This window comes from Paraburkholderia caffeinilytica (genome assembly GCF_051027425.1).
GTDB classification, from domain to species: Bacteria; Pseudomonadota; Gammaproteobacteria; order Burkholderiales; family Burkholderiaceae; genus Paraburkholderia; species Paraburkholderia caffeinilytica_A.
This window is the reverse complement of record NZ_CP186552.1, coordinates 910,892-932,300: the sequence shown is the minus strand read 5'-3', so window position 1 is coordinate 932,300 and position 21,409 is coordinate 910,892. Positions and strand designations below refer to the sequence as shown.

At 63.3% G+C, this 21,409-nt stretch carries 16 protein-coding genes, 1 tRNA gene and 1 pseudogene; 9 read left to right on the top strand and 9 right to left on the bottom strand.

Annotated elements, in window-relative coordinates:
* Positions 1-69 precede the first annotated feature (69 nt).
* The 3 genes from dcd to apbC all read right to left on the bottom strand — a co-directional run bounded on the left by dcd (position 70) and on the right by apbC (position 2,761).
* The gene (gene dcd, locus ACOSV0_RS04090; RefSeq protein ID WP_012432068.1) at positions 70-639 is read right to left on the bottom strand and encodes a dCTP deaminase; all 570 of its coding nucleotides are present in this window, start codon (positions 637-639) and stop codon (positions 70-72) included.
* A 369-nt stretch (positions 640-1,008) separates the two neighbouring features.
* Entirely contained in the window at positions 1,009-1,542 is a 534-nt protein-coding gene (locus ACOSV0_RS04085; protein WP_434108902.1) for a superoxide dismutase family protein, read from the bottom strand.
* Between the two features lie 130 nt (positions 1,543-1,672).
* Positions 1,673-2,761, bottom strand: coding sequence for an iron-sulfur cluster carrier protein ApbC (apbC, locus tag ACOSV0_RS04080; RefSeq protein ID WP_434108900.1), 1,089 nt, complete (start codon positions 2,759-2,761; stop codon positions 1,673-1,675).
* 330 nt (positions 2,762-3,091) lie between these two features.
* Here apbC and ACOSV0_RS04075 point away from each other — a divergent pair, with 330 nt between their 5' ends.
* Together ACOSV0_RS04075 and metG are read left to right on the top strand one after the other, a co-directional pair.
* A complete protein-coding gene (locus tag ACOSV0_RS04075) occupies positions 3,092-3,745 on the top strand; it encodes an OmpA family protein (protein ID WP_434108899.1) in 654 nt (217 codons plus the stop codon).
* Between the two features lie 433 nt (positions 3,746-4,178).
* On the top strand, positions 4,179-6,314 hold the full coding sequence (metG, locus tag ACOSV0_RS04070) for a methionine--tRNA ligase (RefSeq protein WP_434108898.1): 2,136 nt from the start codon (positions 4,179-4,181) through the stop codon (positions 6,312-6,314).
* 88 nt (positions 6,315-6,402) lie between these two features.
* Here the strand turns inward: metG and ACOSV0_RS04065 are convergent, their stop codons facing one another.
* Positions 6,403-10,635, bottom strand: coding sequence for a translocation/assembly module TamB domain-containing protein (locus ACOSV0_RS04065; RefSeq protein ID WP_434108896.1), 4,233 nt, complete (start codon positions 10,633-10,635; stop codon positions 6,403-6,405).
* A gap of 27 nt (positions 10,636-10,662) precedes the next feature.
* Positions 10,663-12,441 (bottom strand): autotransporter assembly complex protein TamA, encoded by a 1,779-nt coding sequence (locus tag ACOSV0_RS04060; protein ID WP_434110158.1) that lies wholly within the window; start codon positions 12,439-12,441, stop codon positions 10,663-10,665.
* A gap of 632 nt (positions 12,442-13,073) precedes the next feature.
* Between ACOSV0_RS04060 and ACOSV0_RS04055 the strand changes: the two genes are divergently transcribed.
* The 4 genes and pseudogenes from ACOSV0_RS04055 to ACOSV0_RS04040 all read left to right on the top strand — a co-directional run.
* Positions 13,074-14,945, top strand: coding sequence for an adhesin (locus ACOSV0_RS04055; RefSeq protein WP_434108895.1), 1,872 nt, complete (start codon positions 13,074-13,076; stop codon positions 14,943-14,945).
* 258 nt (positions 14,946-15,203) lie between these two features.
* On the top strand, positions 15,204-15,389 hold the full coding sequence (locus ACOSV0_RS04050) for a DUF3460 family protein (RefSeq protein ID WP_054035105.1): 186 nt from the start codon (positions 15,204-15,206) through the stop codon (positions 15,387-15,389).
* Positions 15,390-15,393: 4 nt separating this feature from the next.
* Positions 15,394-16,266, top strand: coding sequence for a segregation and condensation protein A (locus tag ACOSV0_RS04045; RefSeq protein ID WP_434108893.1), 873 nt, complete (start codon positions 15,394-15,396; stop codon positions 16,264-16,266).
* A gap of 188 nt (positions 16,267-16,454) precedes the next feature.
* Positions 16,455-16,622: pseudogene (locus ACOSV0_RS04040) on the top strand (pantoate--beta-alanine ligase); the annotation flags it as partial.
* 378 nt (positions 16,623-17,000) lie between these two features.
* On the opposite strand, the gene ACOSV0_RS04035 reads toward ACOSV0_RS04040, so the two are convergent.
* Positions 17,001-17,156, bottom strand: a complete 156-nt coding sequence (locus ACOSV0_RS04035; protein ID WP_434108892.1) for a hypothetical protein — start codon at positions 17,154-17,156, stop codon at positions 17,001-17,003.
* On the opposite strand from ACOSV0_RS04035, the gene ACOSV0_RS04030 reads away from it, so the two are divergent.
* Together ACOSV0_RS04030 and panD are read left to right on the top strand one after the other, a co-directional pair.
* Positions 17,120-17,201, top strand: a tRNA-Ala gene (locus ACOSV0_RS04030). The two genes, ACOSV0_RS04035 and ACOSV0_RS04030, sit on opposite strands and share 37 nt — an antisense overlap.
* Positions 17,202-17,337: 136 nt before the next feature.
* Entirely contained in the window at positions 17,338-17,724 is a 387-nt protein-coding gene (gene panD, locus ACOSV0_RS04025; RefSeq protein WP_012432059.1) for an aspartate 1-decarboxylase, read from the top strand.
* Positions 17,725-17,804: 80 nt separating this feature from the next.
* Here panD and ACOSV0_RS04020 read toward each other — a convergent pair whose 3' ends face one another.
* The gene (locus ACOSV0_RS04020; protein WP_434108891.1) at positions 17,805-18,443 is read right to left on the bottom strand and encodes a ParA family protein; all 639 of its coding nucleotides are present in this window, start codon (positions 18,441-18,443) and stop codon (positions 17,805-17,807) included.
* A gap of 211 nt (positions 18,444-18,654) precedes the next feature.
* On the opposite strand from ACOSV0_RS04020, the gene ACOSV0_RS04015 reads away from it, so the two are divergent.
* Positions 18,655-19,074: a PaaI family thioesterase gene (locus ACOSV0_RS04015; protein WP_434108889.1), complete on the top strand. Its 420-nt coding sequence runs from the start codon at positions 18,655-18,657 to the stop codon at positions 19,072-19,074.
* Between the two features lie 159 nt (positions 19,075-19,233).
* Here ACOSV0_RS04015 and ACOSV0_RS04010 read toward each other — a convergent pair whose 3' ends face one another.
* Together ACOSV0_RS04010 and ACOSV0_RS04005 are read right to left on the bottom strand one after the other, a co-directional pair.
* Positions 19,234-19,650 carry a DoxX family protein gene (locus tag ACOSV0_RS04010; protein WP_434108888.1) on the bottom strand — a complete coding sequence of 139 codons (417 nt, stop codon included), beginning with the start codon at positions 19,648-19,650 and terminating at the stop codon, positions 19,234-19,236.
* Between the two features lie 143 nt (positions 19,651-19,793).
* Positions 19,794-21,254, bottom strand: a complete 1,461-nt coding sequence (locus ACOSV0_RS04005) for a cobyric acid synthase (protein ID WP_434110156.1) — start codon at positions 21,252-21,254, stop codon at positions 19,794-19,796.
* Positions 21,255-21,409: the final 155 nt, after the last annotated feature.

Here is a 21,409-nt window from a genome sequence, read left to right as displayed (position 1 = left end):
AAGAACGACCGCTGCATTCGACTAAGCAGCGGTCACCCGAATAGCTGGTGGGTCAGTACGCTGCCGCCGTTACGTCTTGGGCAACGTGACGCCGTGCTGACCTTGATATTTGCCGCCGCGATCCGCGTACGACGTCTCACAAATTTCGTCGCTTTCGAAAAACAGCACCTGGGCGACGCCTTCGTTCGCGTAGATTTTCGCAGGCAAAGGTGTCGTATTCGAGAATTCGAGCGTAACGTGCCCTTCCCATTCCGGTTCGAACGGCGTCACGTTGACGATGATCCCGCAACGCGCGTACGTGGATTTGCCCAGACACACGGTCAGGACGCTGCGCGGAATGCGGAAATATTCGACCGTGCGGGCCAGCGCGAACGAATTCGGCGGGATGATGCAGACATCGCCCTTGAAATCGACAAACGACTTCTCGTCGAAGTTCTTCGGATCGACGATGGTCGAGTTGATATTCGTAAAGATCTTGAATTCGTCGGCGCAGCGAATGTCGTAGCCGTAGCTCGAGGTGCCGTAGCTGACAATCTTCCGGCCATCTTCGGAGACGCGGACCTGATCGGGTGCGAACGGCTCGATCATGTTGTGCGACGCGGCCATGCGCCGGATCCACTTGTCGGATTTGATAGTCATAGGTGAACGCTGCTCGACTTGAGTGACAGGTGTGTGACGGGTAACAACCCGGTGGGTACCGGGCAACTTATCGGCAAACTCTCGGGGGCCGCCTTGGGCGGAACGCCGTTCAAACGGGCGCCGCGGACTAGGCCTCAAGCGCGCGTTCCGGGCTGGGTGCCCCCAGCTACGTGCGCCGGGCCAGACGGCTCCCTGCTACGCAGCCCGGACGCCCCGGACTACACGCCCCCAACGAAAGGCGCTTATTTTACGCGATCATGAGAATGCTGCTACGGGTATGGCCTGAGCACGGCCCGGCGCACGTCCAGAAGCCGTTGCGCGGCGGTCAAGCCGCTCCGCACGCAGATAACGCGCACGGTGCGTGGCGCCTCATTGGCGAATCAGCCCGCAGGCGAGCGCGGGGCCTGCCCCAAGCTGCGGATACGCGTAAGGGTCGGTCGCGTCGTGATGCAACAGCACCGCGCGTTGCAACACCGAGCGGATACCGTCCAGCGACACGTCAGGTGCAACGATGAAGCCGCTGGCCACGCCGTTCGCGTCCGCGTGGATATTGCCGAGATCGCCCTCGACCCGGGCACCCACTTTCAGACGCTCGGCTGCCGGCGAGAACACCGGGCCGGCGCTGGAGCCGTCGGCGGCATTGCAGTCGCCGCGCTCGTGCACTTGCAATGCGTGGTCGCTATTGGGCGGTAAGCCCGCAAGATTGTAGGTAACCTGCACGCCATCCGAACGCTCGATGAACGTCACGAGGCCGTGCGCCTGATTGCCCACGGTAGGCAGCAACTGCGCGTCAGCACGCTTTTCCTGTGGCCTCAGGAACGTGCTGCAGCCGCATAACAGCATGCTGCTGGCAGCCAGGACGATGAACGCATGCACCGCCTGCCCGTCGATTCGTTTTCCCATGCGATCCTCTTGCCGGCCTGGCGGCCGCCCCTGCGGCCGCCGAGCCGAACTTGTGAAGTCGACATGATACCGCGAGACCAGGCGAAAATTGACGCCTTGACCCCGCGTTGGCCCTTGTCCGAACGGCTAGTCAGGTGTTCTGGACAACGATGCTGGGAAACTTCGAAGTCATGTCGCGAGCCCGCTCGGCGATATGGATCGCAACCTTACGCGCGATCGACCGGTAAATCCCGGCAATACGCCCCTCCGGATCGGCCACGACCGTGGGTTTGCCCGAGTCGGCCTGCTCACGGATAGCGATATCGAGCGGCAGGCTGCCGAGCACGTCGACGCCGTACTCCTTGCCCATCCGCTCGCCGCCGCCGGCGCCGAAGATATGCTCTTCGTGGCCACAATTCGAGCAGATATGCATACCCATGTTCTCGACGATACCGAGGATCGGAATGCCGACCTTCTCGAACATCTTGAGGCCCTTCTTCGCGTCGAGCAGCGCGATGTCCTGCGGCGTCGTGACGATCACGGCACCCGTCACCGGCACGCGCTGCGACAAGGTCAGCTGAATGTCGCCGGTGCCCGGCGGCATATCGACGATCAGGTAGTCGAGATCTTGCCAGTTGGTCTGCCGCAGCAGTTGTTCGAGCGCCGAGGTGGCCATCGGGCCGCGCCATACCATCGGGTTGTCCTGCTCGATCAGGAAGCCGATCGAGTTGGCTTGCAAACCGTGGCCGGCCATCGGGTTCATCGACTTTTCATCGGGCGATTCGGGACGGCCGGTAATGCCGAGCATCATTGGCAGCGAGGGGCCATAGATGTCCGCATCGAGGATGCCGACCGACGCGCCTTCGCTCGCCAGCGCCAGCGCGAGATTGACGGCGGTCGTGCTCTTGCCGACCCCGCCCTTGCCCGACGCCACCGCGACGATGTTTTTAACGTTCGGCAATAGTTTGACGCCGCGCTGCACCGTGTGCGCCGCGATGTGCTGGGACACCTCGACGCGCGCGTTTGCCACGCCGGGTACGGCTTTCAGCGCGTCGGCAAATTGCGCGCGAACCGCTTCAAACTGCCGTTTAGCCGGATAGCCGAGTACCACTTCGAGGCTAACCGTGCCACCCTCCACGGCCACGTTCCTGATGTTCCTGGCAGCCGCATAGGACTTGCCCGTGTTGGGGTCAGTGACGGCCGCGAGGGCGGCGTCGACCAAAGCCCGATCGATACTCATTGACACTCCGTGGGGAACACTTGCGGCGCGGCAGAATCCAAGTTCAGCCACACGCCGGAATTTGAAAAAAATTGTTAGGCAGCATTGCTAAAACCAGATGCGCCGTGCACCCTTCGGGCAGGCGGGACGCCATGGGGTCGCATCGCTGCGTACTTCAGTCATCATTGTAGTGGCTGGCGCCAAGCCTTGCCGGAAGACCCTTCTCCACTGTCGGACCGGGACCAGGGAAGGCGCAGGATTCTCGTATTCTCGAGTCATGCGCTTTACGACCGTTACGTTTGGCGAATAGATTTATCGCTTCCACCTGCTTCACTCAAGAGGAATCAAAAAATGAACGCAAAAATCATGACTCGCCTTGCCGTTTTTGCCGTTGCCGGTTCGCTGCTGGCAGGCTGTGCAACCCAACAGGGCACTAACACGGCTGTCGGCACGGGCGTGGGCGCCGGCACCGGCGCGGCACTCGGCGCGATCTTCGGCGGCGGCAAGGGCGCGGCGATCGGCGCGGGCGTCGGCGCTGCGGTAGGCGGCATCACCGGCTACAACTGGCAAGCCATTCACAACAAGCTGTCGGGCGCGACCAAGGGCACCGGCACGCAGATCACCGAGCAGCCGGACGGCTCGCTCAAGCTGAACATCCCGAGCTCGGTCACGTTCGACACCAACAGCTACGCGATCAAGCCGTCGTTCGCGCCGGTGCTGGATCAACTGACGCAGACCCTGCAGCAGAATCCGGAACTGATCGCCCAGGTGGTCGGCTACACGGATAGCACGGGTCAGCCGGCATACAACCAGACACTGTCGGTCAATCGCGCGCAAAGCGTGACGGGCTATCTGGGGCAACGCGGCGTGGCGCCGCAACGCCTGTCGGCTGAAGGCATGGGCCAGAACCAGCCGATCGCCGACAACAACACCGAAGCCGGCCGTGCCGCAAACCGTCGCGTGGAAATCTATCTGCGTGCCACGGCTCAGCACGCCACGCAATAACGGCACAGCCTGAAAGAGGAAGAAGCAACCGGACAAAAGGCGGCGCTTGCCGCCTTTTGCCGTCTGGCACCGCCGGTGTCCGGCACGCAGTAAAAGGCAAATTCGGACAAACGCGGGCCGACGCAAAAAATCTCGCACGAGAGCGAAAAAATTTCGAACTCTGCCGAAAATCCGCGGTCTCTCTTTACGGTACGTGGCTGGCAATTGCCGTCGCGTCACCATTCTCCTCTTGTCGTTGTTGCTCCGGGGTTAATAACCCCGGTTTTTTTTGGGCGCACGGTTTTCATCCCCAGGAAGTCCCCCCAAGGGAATTGGGAGACGCACCGCCCCGCTCCAGCAATCACCCGGCCGTGGCCCAGACGGCCCAGCCCGCGCCGGGCACCGGCCCTGCTAGAATCAACGTTTCGTCCCACCGCAGGCTCCCACCATTCTTATGTCAGCACCCGCAACCGATCTCTCCGCAGGCGCGCCGTCAGGCCGTCGCCAGATTCTCGTCACGTCAGCCCTTCCGTACGCGAACGGGCAAATCCATATCGGCCATCTGGTCGAATATATCCAGACGGACATCTGGGTCCGGACGTTGCGAATGCACGGGCACGAGGTCTACTACGTGGGCGCCGACGACACGCACGGCACACCGGTCATGCTGCGCGCGGAAAAGGAAGGTCTGACGCCGAAGCAGCTGATCGACCGTGTCTGGCAGGAACACAAGCGCGATTTCGACAGCTTCGGGATTTCGTTCGACAATTATTACTCGACCGATTCCGACGAGAATCGCGTGCTGAGCGAATCGGTCTATCTGGCGCTCAAGGAAGCCGGCCTGATCGAAGCACGCGATATCGAACAGGCATACGACCCCGTCAAGGAAATGTTCCTGCCGGACCGCTTCATCAAGGGCGAGTGCCCGAAGTGCGGCGCGAAGGATCAATACGGCGACAGCTGCGAAGTATGCGGTTCGACTTACCTGCCGACCGATCTGATCAATCCGTACTCGGTCGTCTCGGGCGCCACGCCGATTCGTAAGACCTCGACGCACTACTTCTTCCGCCTGTCCGACCCGCGCTGCGAGAATTTCCTGCGCGCATGGGTAGGCGGTCTGGCGCAGCCGGAAGCTACCAACAAGATGCGCGAATGGCTCGGCGACGCCGGCGAAGCCAAGCTCGCCGACTGGGATATCTCGCGCGACGCGCCGTATTTCGGCTTTGAAATTCCGGGCGCGCCGGGCAAGTACTTCTACGTGTGGCTGGACGCGCCGGTCGGGTACTACGCGAGCTTCAAGAACCTCGCCGAAAAACGCGGCCTCGATTTCGACGCGTGGGTCCGCAAAGGGTCGAGCGCCGAGCAGTATCACTTCATCGGCAAAGACATTCTGTATTTCCACACGCTGTTCTGGCCGGCCATGCTCGAATTCTCGGGTCACCGTACGCCGACCAACGTGTTCGCGCACGGTTTCCTGACGGTGGACGGCGCGAAGATGTCGAAGTCGCGCGGCACGTTCATCACCGCGCAAAGCGTGATCGACACGGGTCTGAATCCGGAATGGCTGCGCTACTACTTCGCCGCCAAGCTGAACAGCACGATGGAAGACCTCGACCTGAACCTCGACGACTTCCAGGCACGCGTGAACAGCGATCTGGTGGGCAAATACGTGAACATCGCGAGCCGCGCAGCCGGTTTCCTGATCAAGCGTTTCGACGGCCGCGTGCAGGACAGCGCAATGCAGCACCCGCTGCTCGCCTCGCTGCGCGCCGCCGTGCCGCAGATCGCCGCGAATTACGAGGCGCGCGAGTACAACCGCGCGCTGCGTCAGACCATGGAACTGGCCGACGCGGTCAACGCCTACGTCGACTCCGCCAAGCCGTGGGATCAGGCAAAAGATCCGGCGAACGCAGTTGCGCTGCATGAGACCTGCAGCGTGAGCGTCGAGGCGTTCCGTCTGCTGTCGCTGGCGCTCAAGCCGGTGCTGCCGAAGCTGGCTGAAGCGGTCGAAGGCTTCCTCGGCATCGAGCCGCTGGTGTGGGCCGACGCGAACGTGCCGCTCTCCTCCGCGCGCCCGATCAACGCGTACAAGCATCTGATGACGCGCGTCGATCCGAAGCAGATCGACGCGCTCATTGCGGCGAATCGCGATTCGCTTCAGGCCACGCCGGAAGCCGCGGCGCCGGCGGATGCGAAGGCCAAGTCGAAAGCAGCAAAAGCAGCCGCCGCAGACAAGGATGAAACGCCCGGCGTCATTTCGATCGACGATTTCGCGAAGGTCGATCTGCGCATCGCGAAGATCGTCGACTGCAAGGCGGTGGAAGGCTCGGACAAGCTGCTGCAACTCACGCTCGACATTGGCGAAGAGAAAACGCGCAACGTGTTCTCGGGCATCAAGTCGGCCTATCAGCCTGAGCAACTGGTCGGCAAACTGACGGTGATGGTCGCGAACCTCGCGCCGCGCAAGATGAAATTCGGCCTGTCCGAGGGCATGGTGCTGGCGGCCTCGGCCACCGACGAGAAAGCCGAACCCGGCCTCTACGTGCTCGAGCCGGATAGCGGCGCGAAGCCGGGCATGCGTGTGAAGTAAGACGCGCTGCGGCGGCAACGAACGCCGCCATGAATAAAAACGGCACGTCTTTAATTAAAGGCGTGCCGTTTTTTTTGTCCGGGCCCGGTCACCACCGGATCCGGTCGAAGCGCCGCGTGTACAGCAGCTCGATGCCGTCGAACGTCCCGCCGTAGGCCGCGACCGACCAATAGCGCGTCAGGTTGACCGTCGCCTTGATCGCATTGCTGGCCGACTGCAGCCCCTGCTCGTAGCCCAGCACGAGCCACTCGTTGATCGCCTTCGACACCATCACCACCTGTGGATCGGTCAGTCCGACTTCGCTGCGTCCGATAGAAAACTCGTCGAGCCCGAAGGTCTGCGCGATTCGCTTGCCGCTCGCGCTGCCGAGCAGCGCGAGCGCCGTCGTCATGGTGCTTTGCTGACCGAGGTTGTTGCCCTGATCCGTGCCGTGACCGAACAGCAGCCACGAGAGCTTTTCGTTATCCGGCACGTTCGGCTCGGACACCAGCTTCGCCACCGGGAACTGCACCGTGCCGACGACCTGCACGCCCGCCTCGACCTGCTGATTGCGACGCATCGCCAGAATGTTGATGCCGGGATTCGCCACCGGCCCGTTGAACGTAAAGAAGCCGTTCTCGATGTTGAGCTTGCGGCCGAACGCGGTATAGGTCGACCCCGGTGTCACACGCACGTTCCCGACCGCGCGCAGCGGCAGGTTCGGCGCGCTCATCGCGGTGATCGTGCCGGTGAGTCCCAGGTCGGCGCCTTGACCGCGGAAGCGGAAGCTATTGCCCAGGCTGATGTCGATATTCGCACGCGGCGCGAACGGTCCGATCGGCTTGTTGGTACCGGCCACCGGCGGCTGCCGCTCGCCGGCCACCGTGCCGTCAGGGCGCACCACCACCACGTCGTCACCCAGCTTCGGTGCGGACTGCTCCGGCATGTCGAACAACGCATGGTCGACCACGAATTTGCCATTGATCGCCATGCCGCCCTCCGCCCCGGCATTCGCCACGCTCGCGCTGCCCGACAGCGACAGATTGCGGTCCGGCGCCGCGAACAGTTCCAGCTTGTCCGCGACGATGCTCGCGGCCAGATCCGGTTCCGCGCCGTCCAGCCGTACACGGCCGGTGGCCCGCAACGTACCGCTCGCGCCGTGAAACTCGACCTGCTGGAAGTCCACCAGATTCTGTGAGAGCGCGATACGCACCACGCCGTCTTTCAACTGCACGCCCTGATCGACCAGGGTCGCGGAAAGACCGTCGCCGACCAGCGCGCCGGTCAGATTCGGCTTGGCCACCGTGCCGCCGAGCGCGAGCTTGAGCGAGAGGTGGCCGTCGAGCAGGTAGCTCGGACCGAACAGGCCGCCGGTCGTTTTCAGCGAAGGCACATTCGCATTCACGTTGCCGGTGACCGCACCTTCTTCGTTGACGCTCAGGAAGCCGTCGCGCATGACCAGCATGGTGTGCGCGTCGGCATCGATCACGCCGATCCGACTCGCCTGGGCGTGCACCGTGGCATTGAGCCGGTTGCCGCCGGTAAATTCGGCGCGCGCGCTCATGTCCGAGAGACCCAGCGAGGCAAGGCCCCGGCCGATTTCGACGGTGACGTCGCCGCTACGGCGCTTGAGCTGGATGTGGCCCGTTGCCGTGCTGCCAAGCGCGAAATCCCAGTCGCCATCGAACACCAGATCGGTTTTGACGGCAGGCGGCTCGCCGGTAACCTCGCGCCGCAGATCCTGCAGACGGGCCAGCGAAATGTCGGTCAAGCTGCCCGCCGACTGGATCTTGCCGTGGTCTAAGGCGAACGATTTCAGGCTCAGCACCGCCCCTTCGAGCGTGAGGCGCGTGGCGCCGAGCGTCAGGCGGCTCGGCCCTGCGCTCACGGCGAGCGGCGACTCGAGATTCAGCGCCGGTGTGCCGCGGTTCTGCAGGCGCGTCACCGTGCCGTCCCAGCGGGTGCCGTCGCGCGCTTCGGTCAGCTTGCCGTTGGCGGCGAGCGTGAGATCGAGCGGGCGGTCCTGCAGTTTGCCGGTGGCCGCGGCTTCGAGCGTGTGATTCGCGCGCGTGCCGGACAGGTGCGCCGTGAGCGTGGTCAGATCGACGCCGCCGGCGCTGAGATTGCGTGCGTCGGTGCTGAAGACAAGCGCGCCGTTCGCACCGTCGCGCAATTCCGCGTGGCCTTCCGCATGGCCGATGCGGTTGCTGCTGAACACCACGCTGTCGGCCTTGTAGTTCAGCACGATGTTCGGATGCGCGAACGAGCCGGTGACGTCGCCATCCGCAGCGACAAGACCCGCGAGGCCGAAACCGAGGCGTTCAAGTTGCGGCGCATCGACCTTGAAGCGCAGCCGGTCGCCGCGCGCGCCGAAGCTGCCTTGCAGATCCACCTGATTGCCCGCCACCGACAGATTCGCGCGGCTCGGCAGAATCCGTGAGCCGGCTAACTGGACGGTGCCGCCGCCAGTCAGCGGCAGGCCGTCGTAGACGCTCGGTCCCAGCTTGAATTCCGCCTTGGTGGTAAAGACTGGACCGAGCATGCCGGCTGCGGTGAGCGTGCCGCTCACACGCGCCTCGACCTTGCGGGCCGGCGGCGCGCCTCGTTTGGGCGGCGGCGTTTTGCGCTGGACCACTTCGGTCTTCACCACCGCTTTGGCGGTGTTCTTCGCCACGGCGGCGGCCTGGTCGCCCGGCGCCGCGCTTTTGGCGCCGGCCGTGCTGCCCGCTTCCGCCGTGCCTGGCTTGACGGGTGCGCCGGCCTTGCCTCCTGCGTTGCTCGCCGCCGGCGCCGGGCCGGCCACCGGCGTGCGCGACGGCATCTGCGACGCGAGCGTCAATGGGTCGAAATCGGTCAGTTGCGCTTTCAGGTTGTAGCTGGAATTCGCATCGTGCTTGAGCGCGCCCGACAAGTCGATGCGGCCTTTGCCCGACGTCACGCGCACATCGTTGAAGCTCATGCGGGCCGGGTCGAACGTGATTTTGCCTTGCGCGCGCAGCGCCGCTTTCGGGTCGGCGAGGTCGAGCGTGAGGCTCTGCACGTCGTCGTTCAGACGGATGCCGATGGGACCGGCAAGCTGCGTGGGCCGCACCGTCGCTTCCAGCGCGTTCAGGTCGAGCCCGGCAACCTGCAGATCGAACTGTCCGCGCTTGCCGGTCAGCGCGCCGCCGCCGGTGAGCGTGGCGTTCTTCACGAGCCGCACGTTCAGGTTCGAGATGCGCTGCGCCTGAGCGTCGAGGTGCACGTCCACGTTGGCATCGATCAACGGCAGCAGGTTCTGGTCGATCGCACCGGGCCGGGCGTTGACGATCGAAACGTGCCCGGCGACGGCGAAACTCGCGACGCCTTTTTTGGCCGTATCGGTACTGACGCCACCTTGCGTCACCGGCTGCAATTCCGCCCGCACGGCCAGATCGGCCAGCGGCGCGCCGGGCGCAAACGCCTGCGGATTGATGTGATCGAAGGTCAGCGTGGCACGCCGCAAAGGCACGTCGTCGAATGGCGTGGCTTCGACCTGGGCATGGCCGGCGAGCTTCATGCCGCTGGCGTCGAGCTCGGCGACGAGATTTTCGAGCGAGCCGCTCAGATGGCCGCCCACCTGCACCGCCTCGTTGTTGACCTTGCCGGAATAGCCGAGATCGCCGCTGAGCGGGAACGGCTGAACGCCGTCGAGCTTCGCCGCCGCCGTCACCGCGCCAAACGGCGTGTCGAGCCGTTCGATCGCGGCCTCGTGGTGGCGCCCGTCGCTACGCCCGTGAAAAGCGAAGTGCGAAAACTCCGTCGTCGACGCACCCTGGTGCAACAGCAGCCGGTCGACCTGGACGTCGCGGATTTCCAGCTGCAGCGGCAACTGCAAGTCTTGCGGGAGCTTCACCGGCTCGCTGCTGCTCGACGACGATGCGCCGATCCGTGCGTCGACAGTGCCGACATGCAAATAGTCGATCGTGAAGCGCCACGGTTTGTGCGTGAGCCCCCAGCGGCCCGCCACGCGGTCGATCTGGATATCGGTGCCGCTGCTGTCGAGACTGCGCCAGCGCACCTGGCGCAATTGCACGCCGTTCGCCAGCGCGCCGCTCTCCAGCGTGCCGGTCAGCTTGCCGCCCAACAGCTTGACCGCTGCCTGCCATGCGTAGGCAGTGCCCCGCTCGGTTGTCAGCGCGCCGTACAGCAGGCCGACGGCCAACGCGGCTAGCAGCACCAGCACGACCACCAACCACGCAAGCGTTTTCAGCAGCAAGCGGCCGAGCCGGCGCTTTGCCGGCGGCGCCTCGGGCGGCTGCTGGCCAGGCGGAGAAGCACCTGGCGGCTGCGAGGATGGTTGAGCGGAAGCGTCCGTGGTCATGCGTAGGTCATGTGAAAGCAGGTTCCATCAGAAGGCAATGCCGAGCGTCAGGTACGGCCGCACGCTTCTGTTGCGTATCCCATAGGCGACATCGACATTGACCGGGCCGACCGGGCTGCGCCAGCGCGCCCCCACGCCGACACCCGGATAAAAGACTTTTTCTCCCCAGGTGTCGGTGGCGGTGCCGACGTCGAAGAACGCCGCCGCGCCCCAATCGTGCGTGAACCAGTGCTGGTACTCGGCTGCCGCCGTGACGAGATACTTGGTGGGCAGCACTGAACCGTCGACGCTATTACCAATGCTCTGATAGCTGTAGCCGCGTATCGAATTCGAACCACCCGCGCGGAACAGCAGCGAAGCCGGAATACCGCTCGAACTGCCGCTCGTGAACACGCCGCCGAGTTCGGCGCGGATCAGCACGAGGTCTTCCTTGCCGATCGGCAGGTACTGCTGGCCGCGTGCGTAACCGCGCGCGAACGTCTGGTCGGTCAGCACGCCTTTGACCGCGAAACCCGCTTCGACGTGAATCAGGTTGCCCGAGCGCGGGAACAGCGGGTCGTCGGTATTGCGTCGGGTCCACGACCACGACGGGACCAGCGCGCGGCTCGTGGTCGGCGCAATGGCGTTCTGGTCGAGCCGGTCCTGGTAGTACAGGATCGAATAGTTGTAGTCGATGAATTGCGAGGTGCGGGCCCGCTGCACGCCGGCGCGGATGCTGTAGATGCGTGTGTCGGAAACGTCGGTAGTGGTGTAGGACGCCAGCACGCTATTGGTCCACGCACGCGGTCCCGGCGGCATGGCAAGCTGGATCTGCCCGTATTGCTGGTTCTGGTCGAGACGGCCCTCGACCGTGAACGGCCACGCTTTGCCGAACGTGTCCAGATATGAATAGGCGCCCTGGATCAACGGACCGTTGTCCGTCGAATAACCCACGCCGCCGCGGATATTGTTATACGGATATTCCGACACCTTCACGTGCATCGGCGTGTCGACCGGTTTGGCGGGGTCGCTATCCACGTCGATCGCGACGCTCGCGTAGTACGGCGTGTTCTGCAATTGCCGTTGCAGTTCGGCGACGCGCTGCACGTCATAGATATCGCCAACCGAAATCGGATTCACGTTATCGACGATCTGCTCCGGATAGCGCCGCGTGCCCGAGACGTCGAGCTTGCCCATAGTGAAGGTCGGACCGCTTTCGTACGTAACCGACAACTTCGCCTCATGCGTGCGCGGATCGACACGCGCCTCGGAGTGGTAAATCTTCGCGCCCAGATAGCGGCGCGCCTGCAGCGCCTTGAGCGACGCGTTTTTTGCGTCGTCCCAGCCGTCCTGCGAAAACGGATCGCCTTCGTGCAGTGAAAACGCAAAACGCGCGGCGTTTTCCTGAGCCGGGTCTTCGGTCAGCACCGGGCCGCTAAACGACAGGGAAATGGAACTGATGAGCGTTTGCGGACCGGGATCGACGCTCACCGTGACGCGTTTTTTGTCGTCGACGGTTCTGACGTCGGTGCGCACGATCGGTGTGAAGTAGCCTTGCGTGGAGGCCAGATCGCGCACTTGCTGGGGTGTGGCGGTAATCAGGAACTCGAACTGGTCGTCGCTGATGTCGGCGCGCTTGGCGAACCGCGCGATATCCAGATGCGCTTCCAGCAGCTTGCGCAGCGAGCGCGGCGTCGCTTCGATGTCGACCTGGTACGAGGCCTTCGGGCGCGCGGCGTGGGCATTCAGTGTAACGAGCAGCAGTGCGCTGAAGACGCAAGCGAGCCAGCCGCGCAAAAGCACGGTCGTCAACGATGCGCCGCGCATGGGATGCCAGGCTTTCACCGCGCTTTCCTGACGTCGCTCGCGCGACTGCTCGTTTGTCCACCCCGCCAAACACGACCTCCGGCTCAGATTTAACAGCTGTTTAGGAATGCGGCCACCCGGCGCTCAAGGCTGGACGGGGCGCCCGCTATTTGACCACATTGGTGCGAGGGTTTGCCTGCCGGGGACCGATCCGCCAAACAATATCGCGGGCAACGCAGGCGGCGACATGACGCATGCCATCGCAAGACGCGTTGATCAAAGAACACGAGCCGCACCGGGCGCCCTGCAGCCTATGCGCCCGCCTTGGACGCGCTTCCTAAGCCGAACGTTCCGCAGACTTTTCGCGCCTGCGTCTCGGATTCGTCCACAAAAAAGTCCGGCCGCACCCGAAATAGCTTTCTCAAAATAAGACTCCTCCTACATGCAGGCCGATCGAACTCTTTGACAATGTTCATCAGTCGGCAACACAGACAGGAAGCGCCCCCACGATGTTCAGGTGCGAATCTCCGCGATGCCGCGATGCCACGATCCCAGCCGACACACCCAGCGTCACCCCTGTTCTGTCAGACGCTTTCTCATTGAAGACACCGGGCATGCAGAACAACGCAGGCCGTTCATTATCGACCATAGCCATGAGCACAGAATTCTCTCTTGATCGTTTGGAATCCCTTGTCCAGTCCTGCGACTACGACGGTGCGCATACCGAAACCGTCGCCCTGCTCGACACGTTGATTCAACGTCGCGGCACGCTCCCGGACGACCGGCTGGCAAGCGTTGTCCCAAACGAGCCGCGCGACGAACAATCGCAGCAAATCCTGCAACGTATCGCCGACGCACTGACCACGCTGCTGTCGGACCCAGGGTTCCAGTTCTCGAACGAACAGTGTGGTCAATTGTTCTGGGCCCGCCCATGGCTCAACATGCTGTTTGCCGCGACGTCCTACGGCAGCACCGACCACATCGTCCGCGCATTGCTCGAACACGCGCCCGCGCCGGATGACAAGGACGGTGTGGATGCACTTACCAGGAAGCAACTCGTGCTGTACACAGCGGAGTCGCAATACGACATGGATCTCGGCGCACTGGCAAAAAGCGATCCCGTGCTCGCGGCAAGCCTCGGCATCTCGATGCTCGGCGCGGCCGTCGTCATCTCGCCGGCCGCGCATGCGAAGCGCGAACGCATGGCCGAATGGTTGCCGCCGGTGCTCGATACGATCGACGATCTCGACGACCTGCCGGGCTGGGCGGTCTGCGCCGCCTACATGCACTGCAGTTACTCGCTTCTGCCGCAGCGGCACGCGGTCAAACGCAGCATTAACCGGCTGGTCCGCAACAAACTGCGGACGCTCGGGCTGCTCGAGCGCGAAGTCGCGCCCGGACGCGATGCTGCGCGCATGCCGCAGACGAGGCGCAAACCGGTGATGCTCGTTGTGCTCGAATGGTTCACGGGCGGCCATTCGATCTACCGCACGCACTCACGCACGATGCTCGCGGCGCGCGAACATTTCGAAGTCGTGGCGTTCGGCGAAGACCAGCACGTGGACGAAATGGGGCGCGCTATTTTCGACCGGTTCATTCCGTTCGAGTACCCGGAGCACATCGGCGACTGCATCCGCCAGTTGCAGGATTTCGTCGACGAACATCAGCCGGACGTCCTGTACATGCCGAGCGTCGGCATGTTCTCTCACACCATTTTCGTCAGCAACGTGCGCCTTGCGCCATTGCAGATCGCCGGGCTCGGCCATCCCGCGACCATGCACAGCTCGCAAATGGACTATGTGAGCGTCGAGGACGACTTCGTCGGCGACCCGGCGTGCTTCAGCGAAAAGCTGCTGCGCCTGCCAAAGGACGGGCAACCGTACAGGCCATCGAAACTGCTGTCGGATATCACGCCGGCCATTCCGCCGCGCGGCGAGTGCATCAATATCGCGGTAACGGCCAGCGCGATGAAGATCAACCCGGTTTTCCTGCAAGCGTGCCGCTCGATCATCGAGACCGCGGGCGTTCCCGTGCGCTTTCACTTCATGACCTCATGGGGCGAAGGCGTCGACATCGCGTACGTCAGAAAGTCGATCCACGCCGCGCTGCCGGAATCGCACGCATGGGTATACGGCTCTACCGCCTATCCGCGGTATCTGCAAATTCTCAACACCATGGACATGTTCATCAGCCCGTTCCCATTCGGCAATACGAATGGCATTGTCGATTCGTTCACGCTCGGCCTGCCCGGCGTCAACCTGTGCGGCGCGGAAGTGTTCGAGCACATCGACAGCGGGCTTTTTTCTCGCGCCGGACTGCCGTCGTGGCTGACGACGTCGACGGTGGACGAATATGTCCGCGCCGCCGTGCGTCTCGCGACGCAGCACGCGGAGCGCGAAACGTTACGCCAGCGTCTGATCGAGGAGAAAGCCGCCGAGCGGCTCTTCGAAGGGCGGCCCGAGGCATTCGGCGAAGCCGTTCTGAAGCTCGTCGAAGAACGCGCAGGCGAAGCCGGGCGGGCGTAAATCGGCGCGCGCCGCCGCGCAACCCGGCATCCGTATCCAGGCCGCTCCAAGCCACCACAGCGGCATGAATGCCGGGAACATTTCCATATCGACGCGCTGAAAAAAAGTCCGATCGGCGCGTCAGAACCCCGCAGGAGACAAGCACGCCGTCATTTTTCGACCACGCGCGGCGCATGCGGTAAAATTATGGAATAGGAGCGATGCCGCGCGGGATCCCCGCTGGGCAGCCGCCATTCCCCACACCACGGACGTCTAGCCATGTATCAATCGGACATCACCCAGTTCCTGAACCAGCTCAAGCAACAAAAACCGAACCTGGAAGCGGAGCAGCGCCGTGGCCGGTCGCTGCTGTGGGACAAACAGCCGATCGATCTCGAAGAACGCGCCGAGCAGAAAGCCTCGCGCGTAGAGCAGACGCCTTACTCGTACTATCAAAACTTCTAAGCGCGTGAGTCACGCCGACGAGGCAAAGGGCGCCACACAGGCGCCTGACGCCGCGCTTGCCGCGCCCGCCACCGATTCGACGCCGGACACCGTAGACGGCATCGCTTTCGCACGCCTGTACGGCGAACCGCTCTTCAAGCTGCCGACGGATCTGTACATTCCGCCGGACGCGCTCGAAGTGTTCCTCGAAACGTTTGAAGGCCCGCTGGATCTGTTGCTGTACCTGATCCGCAAGCAGAACTTCAACGTGCTCGACATCCCGATGGCGGACGTCACGGTCCAATACCTCGGTTACGTCGACCAGTTGCGCCAGACCAATCTCGAACTCGCGTCCGAGTATCTGCTGATGGCCGCCATGCTGATCGAGATCAAGTCGCGCATGCTGTTGCCGGTGAAGAAGGCCGACAGCGGCGAAGAAGCCGAAGATCCGCGTGCCGAACTGGTACGCCGCCTGCTCGAATACGAGCAGATGAAACTCGCCGCGCAACGCATCGACCATCTGCCGCAACTTGGCCGCGATTTCCTGCGCGCCGAGGTGTACATCGAGCAAAGCATCACGCCGCGCTTTCCGGATGTGGATAGCGAAGACCTGCGCGCCGCCTGGGCCGACGTGATCAAGCGCGCCAAGCTGGTTCAGCATCACAAGATTTCGCGCGAGGAGTTGTCGGTGCGCGAACATATGAGCACGATCCTGCGGCAACTGCAAAACGCGCGCTTCGTGGAGTTCTCGGACCTGTTCGATACGAGCAAGGGCGTGCCGGTGGTCGTGGTGAATTTCATCGCCATGCTCGAGTTGTGCCGCGAATCGCTCGTCGAAATCACGCAGGCCGAGCCGTTCGCACCGATCTATGTGCGCCTCGCCTATCTGCCGGCCTGACGCCGCAAAACGGGGCTTGTGTGCGCTATCGCTGCCGCAGACGCCTCATTTCGGTGCGCCCCGGGAGCAAATCCACTACAATCCCGCGCTCCGAACCTGTCATTACCAGTGAGGCTGCGGGACCCGCGAAAACCTGAGTTTTTGCGCCAACCGGGTCTCGCGCCGCGCGAGGAAATCCCTGTCCGATCATGAAAGTCATCAGCTCGATCCATGAATTGCGCGACCAGTTGCGCGGCCAGAATCGCACCGCCTTTGTGCCGACCATGGGCAATCTGCACGAGGGCCATCTGTCGCTGATGCGCCTCGCGCGCCAGCACGGCGATCCGGTGGTGGCGAGCATCTTCGTCAACCGCCTGCAATTCGGCCCGAACGAAGATTTCGACAAATACCCGCGCACGCTCGAAGCCGACATCGAGAAGCTGCAGAAAGAAGGCGTCTACGTGCTGTTCGCGCCGACTGAGCGAGATCTGTATCCGGAGCCGCAGGAGTATCGTGTGCATCCGCCGCACGATCTGGGCGACATTCTCGAAGGGGAATTCCGGCCTGGTTTCTTCCAGGGTGTGTGCACGGTGGTGATGAAGCTGATGTCGTGCGTGCAGCCGCGCGTCGCCGTGTTCGGCAAAAAGGATTATCAGCAGTTGATGATCGTGCGCAGCATGTGCCACCAGTTCGCGCTGCCGACCGACATCATCGCCGCGGAAACCGTGCGTGACACCGACGGCCTCGCGCTCAGCTCACGCAACCGCTTTCTGCAAACGGCCGAACGCGCCGAGGCGCCGATGCTGGCCGTCGAGCTCAATCGCGTGCGCGATGCGGTGCTCGCCGGCGACCGCGACTTCGCAAAACTCGAACAGGCGGCGATGGCGGAACTGGCAGCGCGTGGCTGGCAACCGGATTACATCGCAGTGCGCAAGCGCTCGAATCTGCTGCCGCCGGGCCCGCAAGAGGTGAACGCGGAGTTGGTCGTGCTGGCCGCCGCCAAGCTCGGCACCACGCGTCTCATCGATAACCTCGAAATCTGAAGCCGTCTTAGGCTGTGCAAACACGCATTCGAAGCACAAGGGATTGGTCATGCAACGCAACATGCTGAAGTCGAAAATCCATCGCGTCGCGGTCACGCACTGCGAGCTGCACTACGAAGGCTCGTGCGCGATCGACGAGGACCTGCTGGAAGCCGCGAACATCGTCGAAAACGAACGGATCGACATCTGGAACATCAACAACGGCGAGCGTTTCTCGACGTACGCGATCAAGGGCGAACGCGGCAGCGGCATGATTTCGCTGAACGGCTCGGCCGCGCGGCGCGCGCAACTTGGCGATCTGGTAATCATCGCGGCGTTCGCGGTGGTCGACGAGGCGGAACTGAAGGCAGGCTGGAAGCCGGATCTGGTGTTCGTGGACGACAACAACAAGATCAAGGGCAGCCGCGACCACGTGCCGACCCAGAACTGGACTTAAGCGGGATCTGAACCGGCCTTTCGCCGCACGGCACGGCGTAATTCCATGCAGCGGGCGGCCACGCCGCCTGCTGATTCATATCACGCTTTCTTGCTCTCGCCGTTGGTCCATTGGATGATCGGCTGCCACTGCTCCAGATCCTTCTCCACGCGGCTTTTCGCGACATCCCACAGGGTCAGGCCGTGCGCCGCTAACTGCACGTAATTCTGCGTGTCGCGCAGGTAACCCAGCACCGGCAGCTTCAACCCCTCGACAAAGCGATGCAGCTGCTCCGCCGAGCGCGTGCGCGCGTCGACGCGCATGCCCACCACGCCGACCTCGATCGCGCCTTTCCTGACTGCCTTCTCCTTGGCCAGCCGCTCGAGAAATTCCTGGGTGGCGAGAATATCGAACATTGACGGCTGGAGCGGCACGATCACCTTGTCGGCCAGATCCAGCGCGATATTCAGGCGGTTGCCATGCAACCCGGCCGGCGTGTCGATGACCGCGTGTTCCAGACCTCGGGGCGGCTTGGCGGGGTTTTCAAGGTCGACCTCCCAGGTCTCGATGGCCGGCAGCGCAGGCGGCCGCAGCGACAGCCACGCGTGCGAAGACTGCTGTTTGTCCATGTCCGCCAGCGCGATCCATTCCCCTTGCGACGCGAAATAGCCGGCCAGATTGGTGGACAGCGTGCTTTTGCCCACGCCGCCCTTCGGATTCGCCACCACGATCACCGTCATGAATTCTCCCGGAAAGAAGGCTGGGCGCCGCCAGCCGGTTTGCCGCGCAGTTTGCTCTGACTTGCGCCGATGTGCCCTGATCCCTGCCGGTTTCAGGTTCACCCGTCGATCCAGCCGTTGATAATATCGGCAAATGCACCGGGGTCGAAGCCCCCAAACGGCTAATTAGCGGCCACACACCCCTGTTTTTTCCATCGAGGACCCGAATCTCATGAGCAAACTCCGTCCGGAATACTCCATCGAACGCCTGCATGAACGTCAGAAGGGCAAGCTTCCCGGCTTGCTGGGCGTGCATGTTCTGGCGCTGGAGCAAGGCACCTTGACCGCGGAATTGACCGTACGCGACGAATTGCTCGCGCCGAACGGTTTTTTGCACGCCGCCACCGTGATCGGCCTCGCCGACACGGCCTGCGGCTATGCGTGCCTCGCCCACCTGCCCGAGACGGCGCGCAATTTCACGACCGTCGAGCTGAAAAGCAATTTTGTCGGCACGGCGACGGAAGGCACGATCCGCGCGGTCGCCAAGGCCGTGCACCTGGGCCGCAGCACGCAGGTGTGGGATGCCACCGTCACCGATCCGAACGGCAAGACGATGGCGTTGTTCCGCTGCACGCAGATCGTGTTGTATTGATTGGCGAGGGCGCGGCGCAGGGCCCGACATGCCGTGAACACCTGAAGCACCCCTCGCTCAAAGCAACAAAAAAAGCACGCGGCCACACGGCGCGTGCTTTTTTGTTGCCAGCGAGGCGAGCAGAGTACCGGCGCGGTTTCGTGCCTGGATGAAGCTGTATCAGGCGGCCACGGCGCGCGGTGCCTTCGCACCGCCCAGCGCCAGCGCGCCGGCGCCAAGCAGCGACTGCACGACCAAAGTCATCGCCCAGAACGCCGGATATTCCCAGCCGCCGTGCGGCGAAGCGAACCCCCAGCCGTTATGCAGATGCTGCGACATCGCGCCGAGCATGAACGGCAGCAGCACCAGCGCGACCCAGCGGACCTGCACGCCGAGCAGCAACGCGATACCGCCGATCAATTCGACGAACGCCGTCACATAGCCGAGCCAGCCCGGCAAGCCGAGCGAGACGAAAAACTGCGCCGTTCCCGGCAGCGTGAAAACAAAGATCTTCTGCAAGCTGTGTGCGAGATATAAAACGCCCAAGGCTAGGCGGAGGATCAGGGCAGCCAGATCGGCGGAGCGGTTCGAGTTCATGACGGGTCCTTTACGAAAGGGAGACGGCCTGCATCAGGCGTCGATATCAAGACTCTATTCGAACCAGTTGAGGTGAAAAATCGCTTTCCAGGCTTTGATTACTTCCCAAAAAGAATTAATCGAAGCCACCTGACTGATCTTCGTTACCCGATCGCAGCGAAAAGCTTCGTAAGGTCAAGGTGCTCGGCGAGCGTGTCGGCCAGCCGATCCAGCGAGGCCTCACGCAACGCCGGGTAGTCGATTTTCTCGGCATCGCTTAAGCCCGCCCACGCCAGCAGTGCGGCGCACGCGGCCGGTGTGTCGAACAGCCCGTGCACGTATGTGGCCAGGATCTGGCCGTCGGCCGAGATCGCGCCGTCCGGATGCGCGTCATGCGCAACGCCCAATTGCAGCGCGGGCGAGTTCAACGCCGGACCTTGCGTCTCGCCCATGTGAATCTCGTAGCCGGCAACCTCGGGGGAACCGGGCAATGCGAGACGTCCCGTCACGTTCTTGAGCGTTTTTTCGCGCGTCAGCACCGTCGAGTAATCGAGCCAGCCGAGGCCCGCGCTCGTTCCGGGCGGACCTTCCACGCCGTACGGATCGGCCACTTCACGTCCGAGCATCTGCATGCCGCCGCAAATCCCGATTACGCGGCCACCGTAACGTAAATGCCGTTGCAGCACCTCATCCCAGCCTTGCGCACGCAGAAAAGCCAGATCGCCCGGCACATTCTTCGAGCCCGGCAGAATGATCAGATCGGCGGGCGGAGGTGGCGTACCGCTTCGCACGTAATGAAAATCGACCTGCGGATGCGCGCGCAGCGCGTCGAAATCGGTGTGATTGCTGATGTGCGGCAACACCGGCACGACCACTCGCAACATGCGGTTCGTGTCACCGCTGTGCGCCGCGCGCAGTTCGGGAGGCAGCATGTCTTCGGCGTCGAGCGTCAGACCGTGCAGGTAAGGCACCACGCCGAGCACCGGCTTGCCAGTTTTCGCTTCGAGCCAGTCGAGCCCAGGCTTGAGCAGACTGACGTCGCCGCGAAAACGGTTGATGATGAAGCCGCGCACACGCGCCTGCTCGCTGTCCGACAGACACGCGAGCGTACCGGTCAGATGCGCGAACACCCCGCCGCGGTCGATGTCGGCCACCAGCACGACCGGGCAGTCGACCGCTTCCGCGAAACCCATGTTGGCGATATCGCGGTCGCGCAGATTGATCTCGGCGGGACTGCCCGCGCCCTCGACAAAAATCGTGTCGTACGCCGCCTGCAGACGCGCATACGATTCCAGCACGGCCTCGAAGGCGACCGGCTTGTAGTCGTGATACGCGCGTGCATCGAGATTCATGCGCGCCTTGCCATGGATGATCACTTGCGCGCCGCGGTCGCTCGTCGGCTTGAGCAGCACCGGGTTCAGATCGGTGTGTGCGGCGATGCCCGCGGCCACCGCCTGCAATGCCTGCGCGCGACCGATCTCGCCGCCGTCGACCGTCACCGCGCTATTGAGCGCCATGTTCTGCGGTTTGAACGGCGCGACCCGCACGCCGGCACGCCGCGCCAGACGGCACAAACCCGCGACAAGCGTGCTCTTGCCCGCATCGGACGTGGTGCCCTGAATCATCAGCGTGCCGCGCGGCACAGGTACGGCGTCATGCGGGGTCGAAGGCGGGGTCGATGTCGTGGTCACGGAATGTCGGGCCTGGCGATGAATGGTCAATGAAGTGGCAACTCAGCAACAACGAAGCGGCAAGTAGGGTGCAACTCAGGGGCAACTAA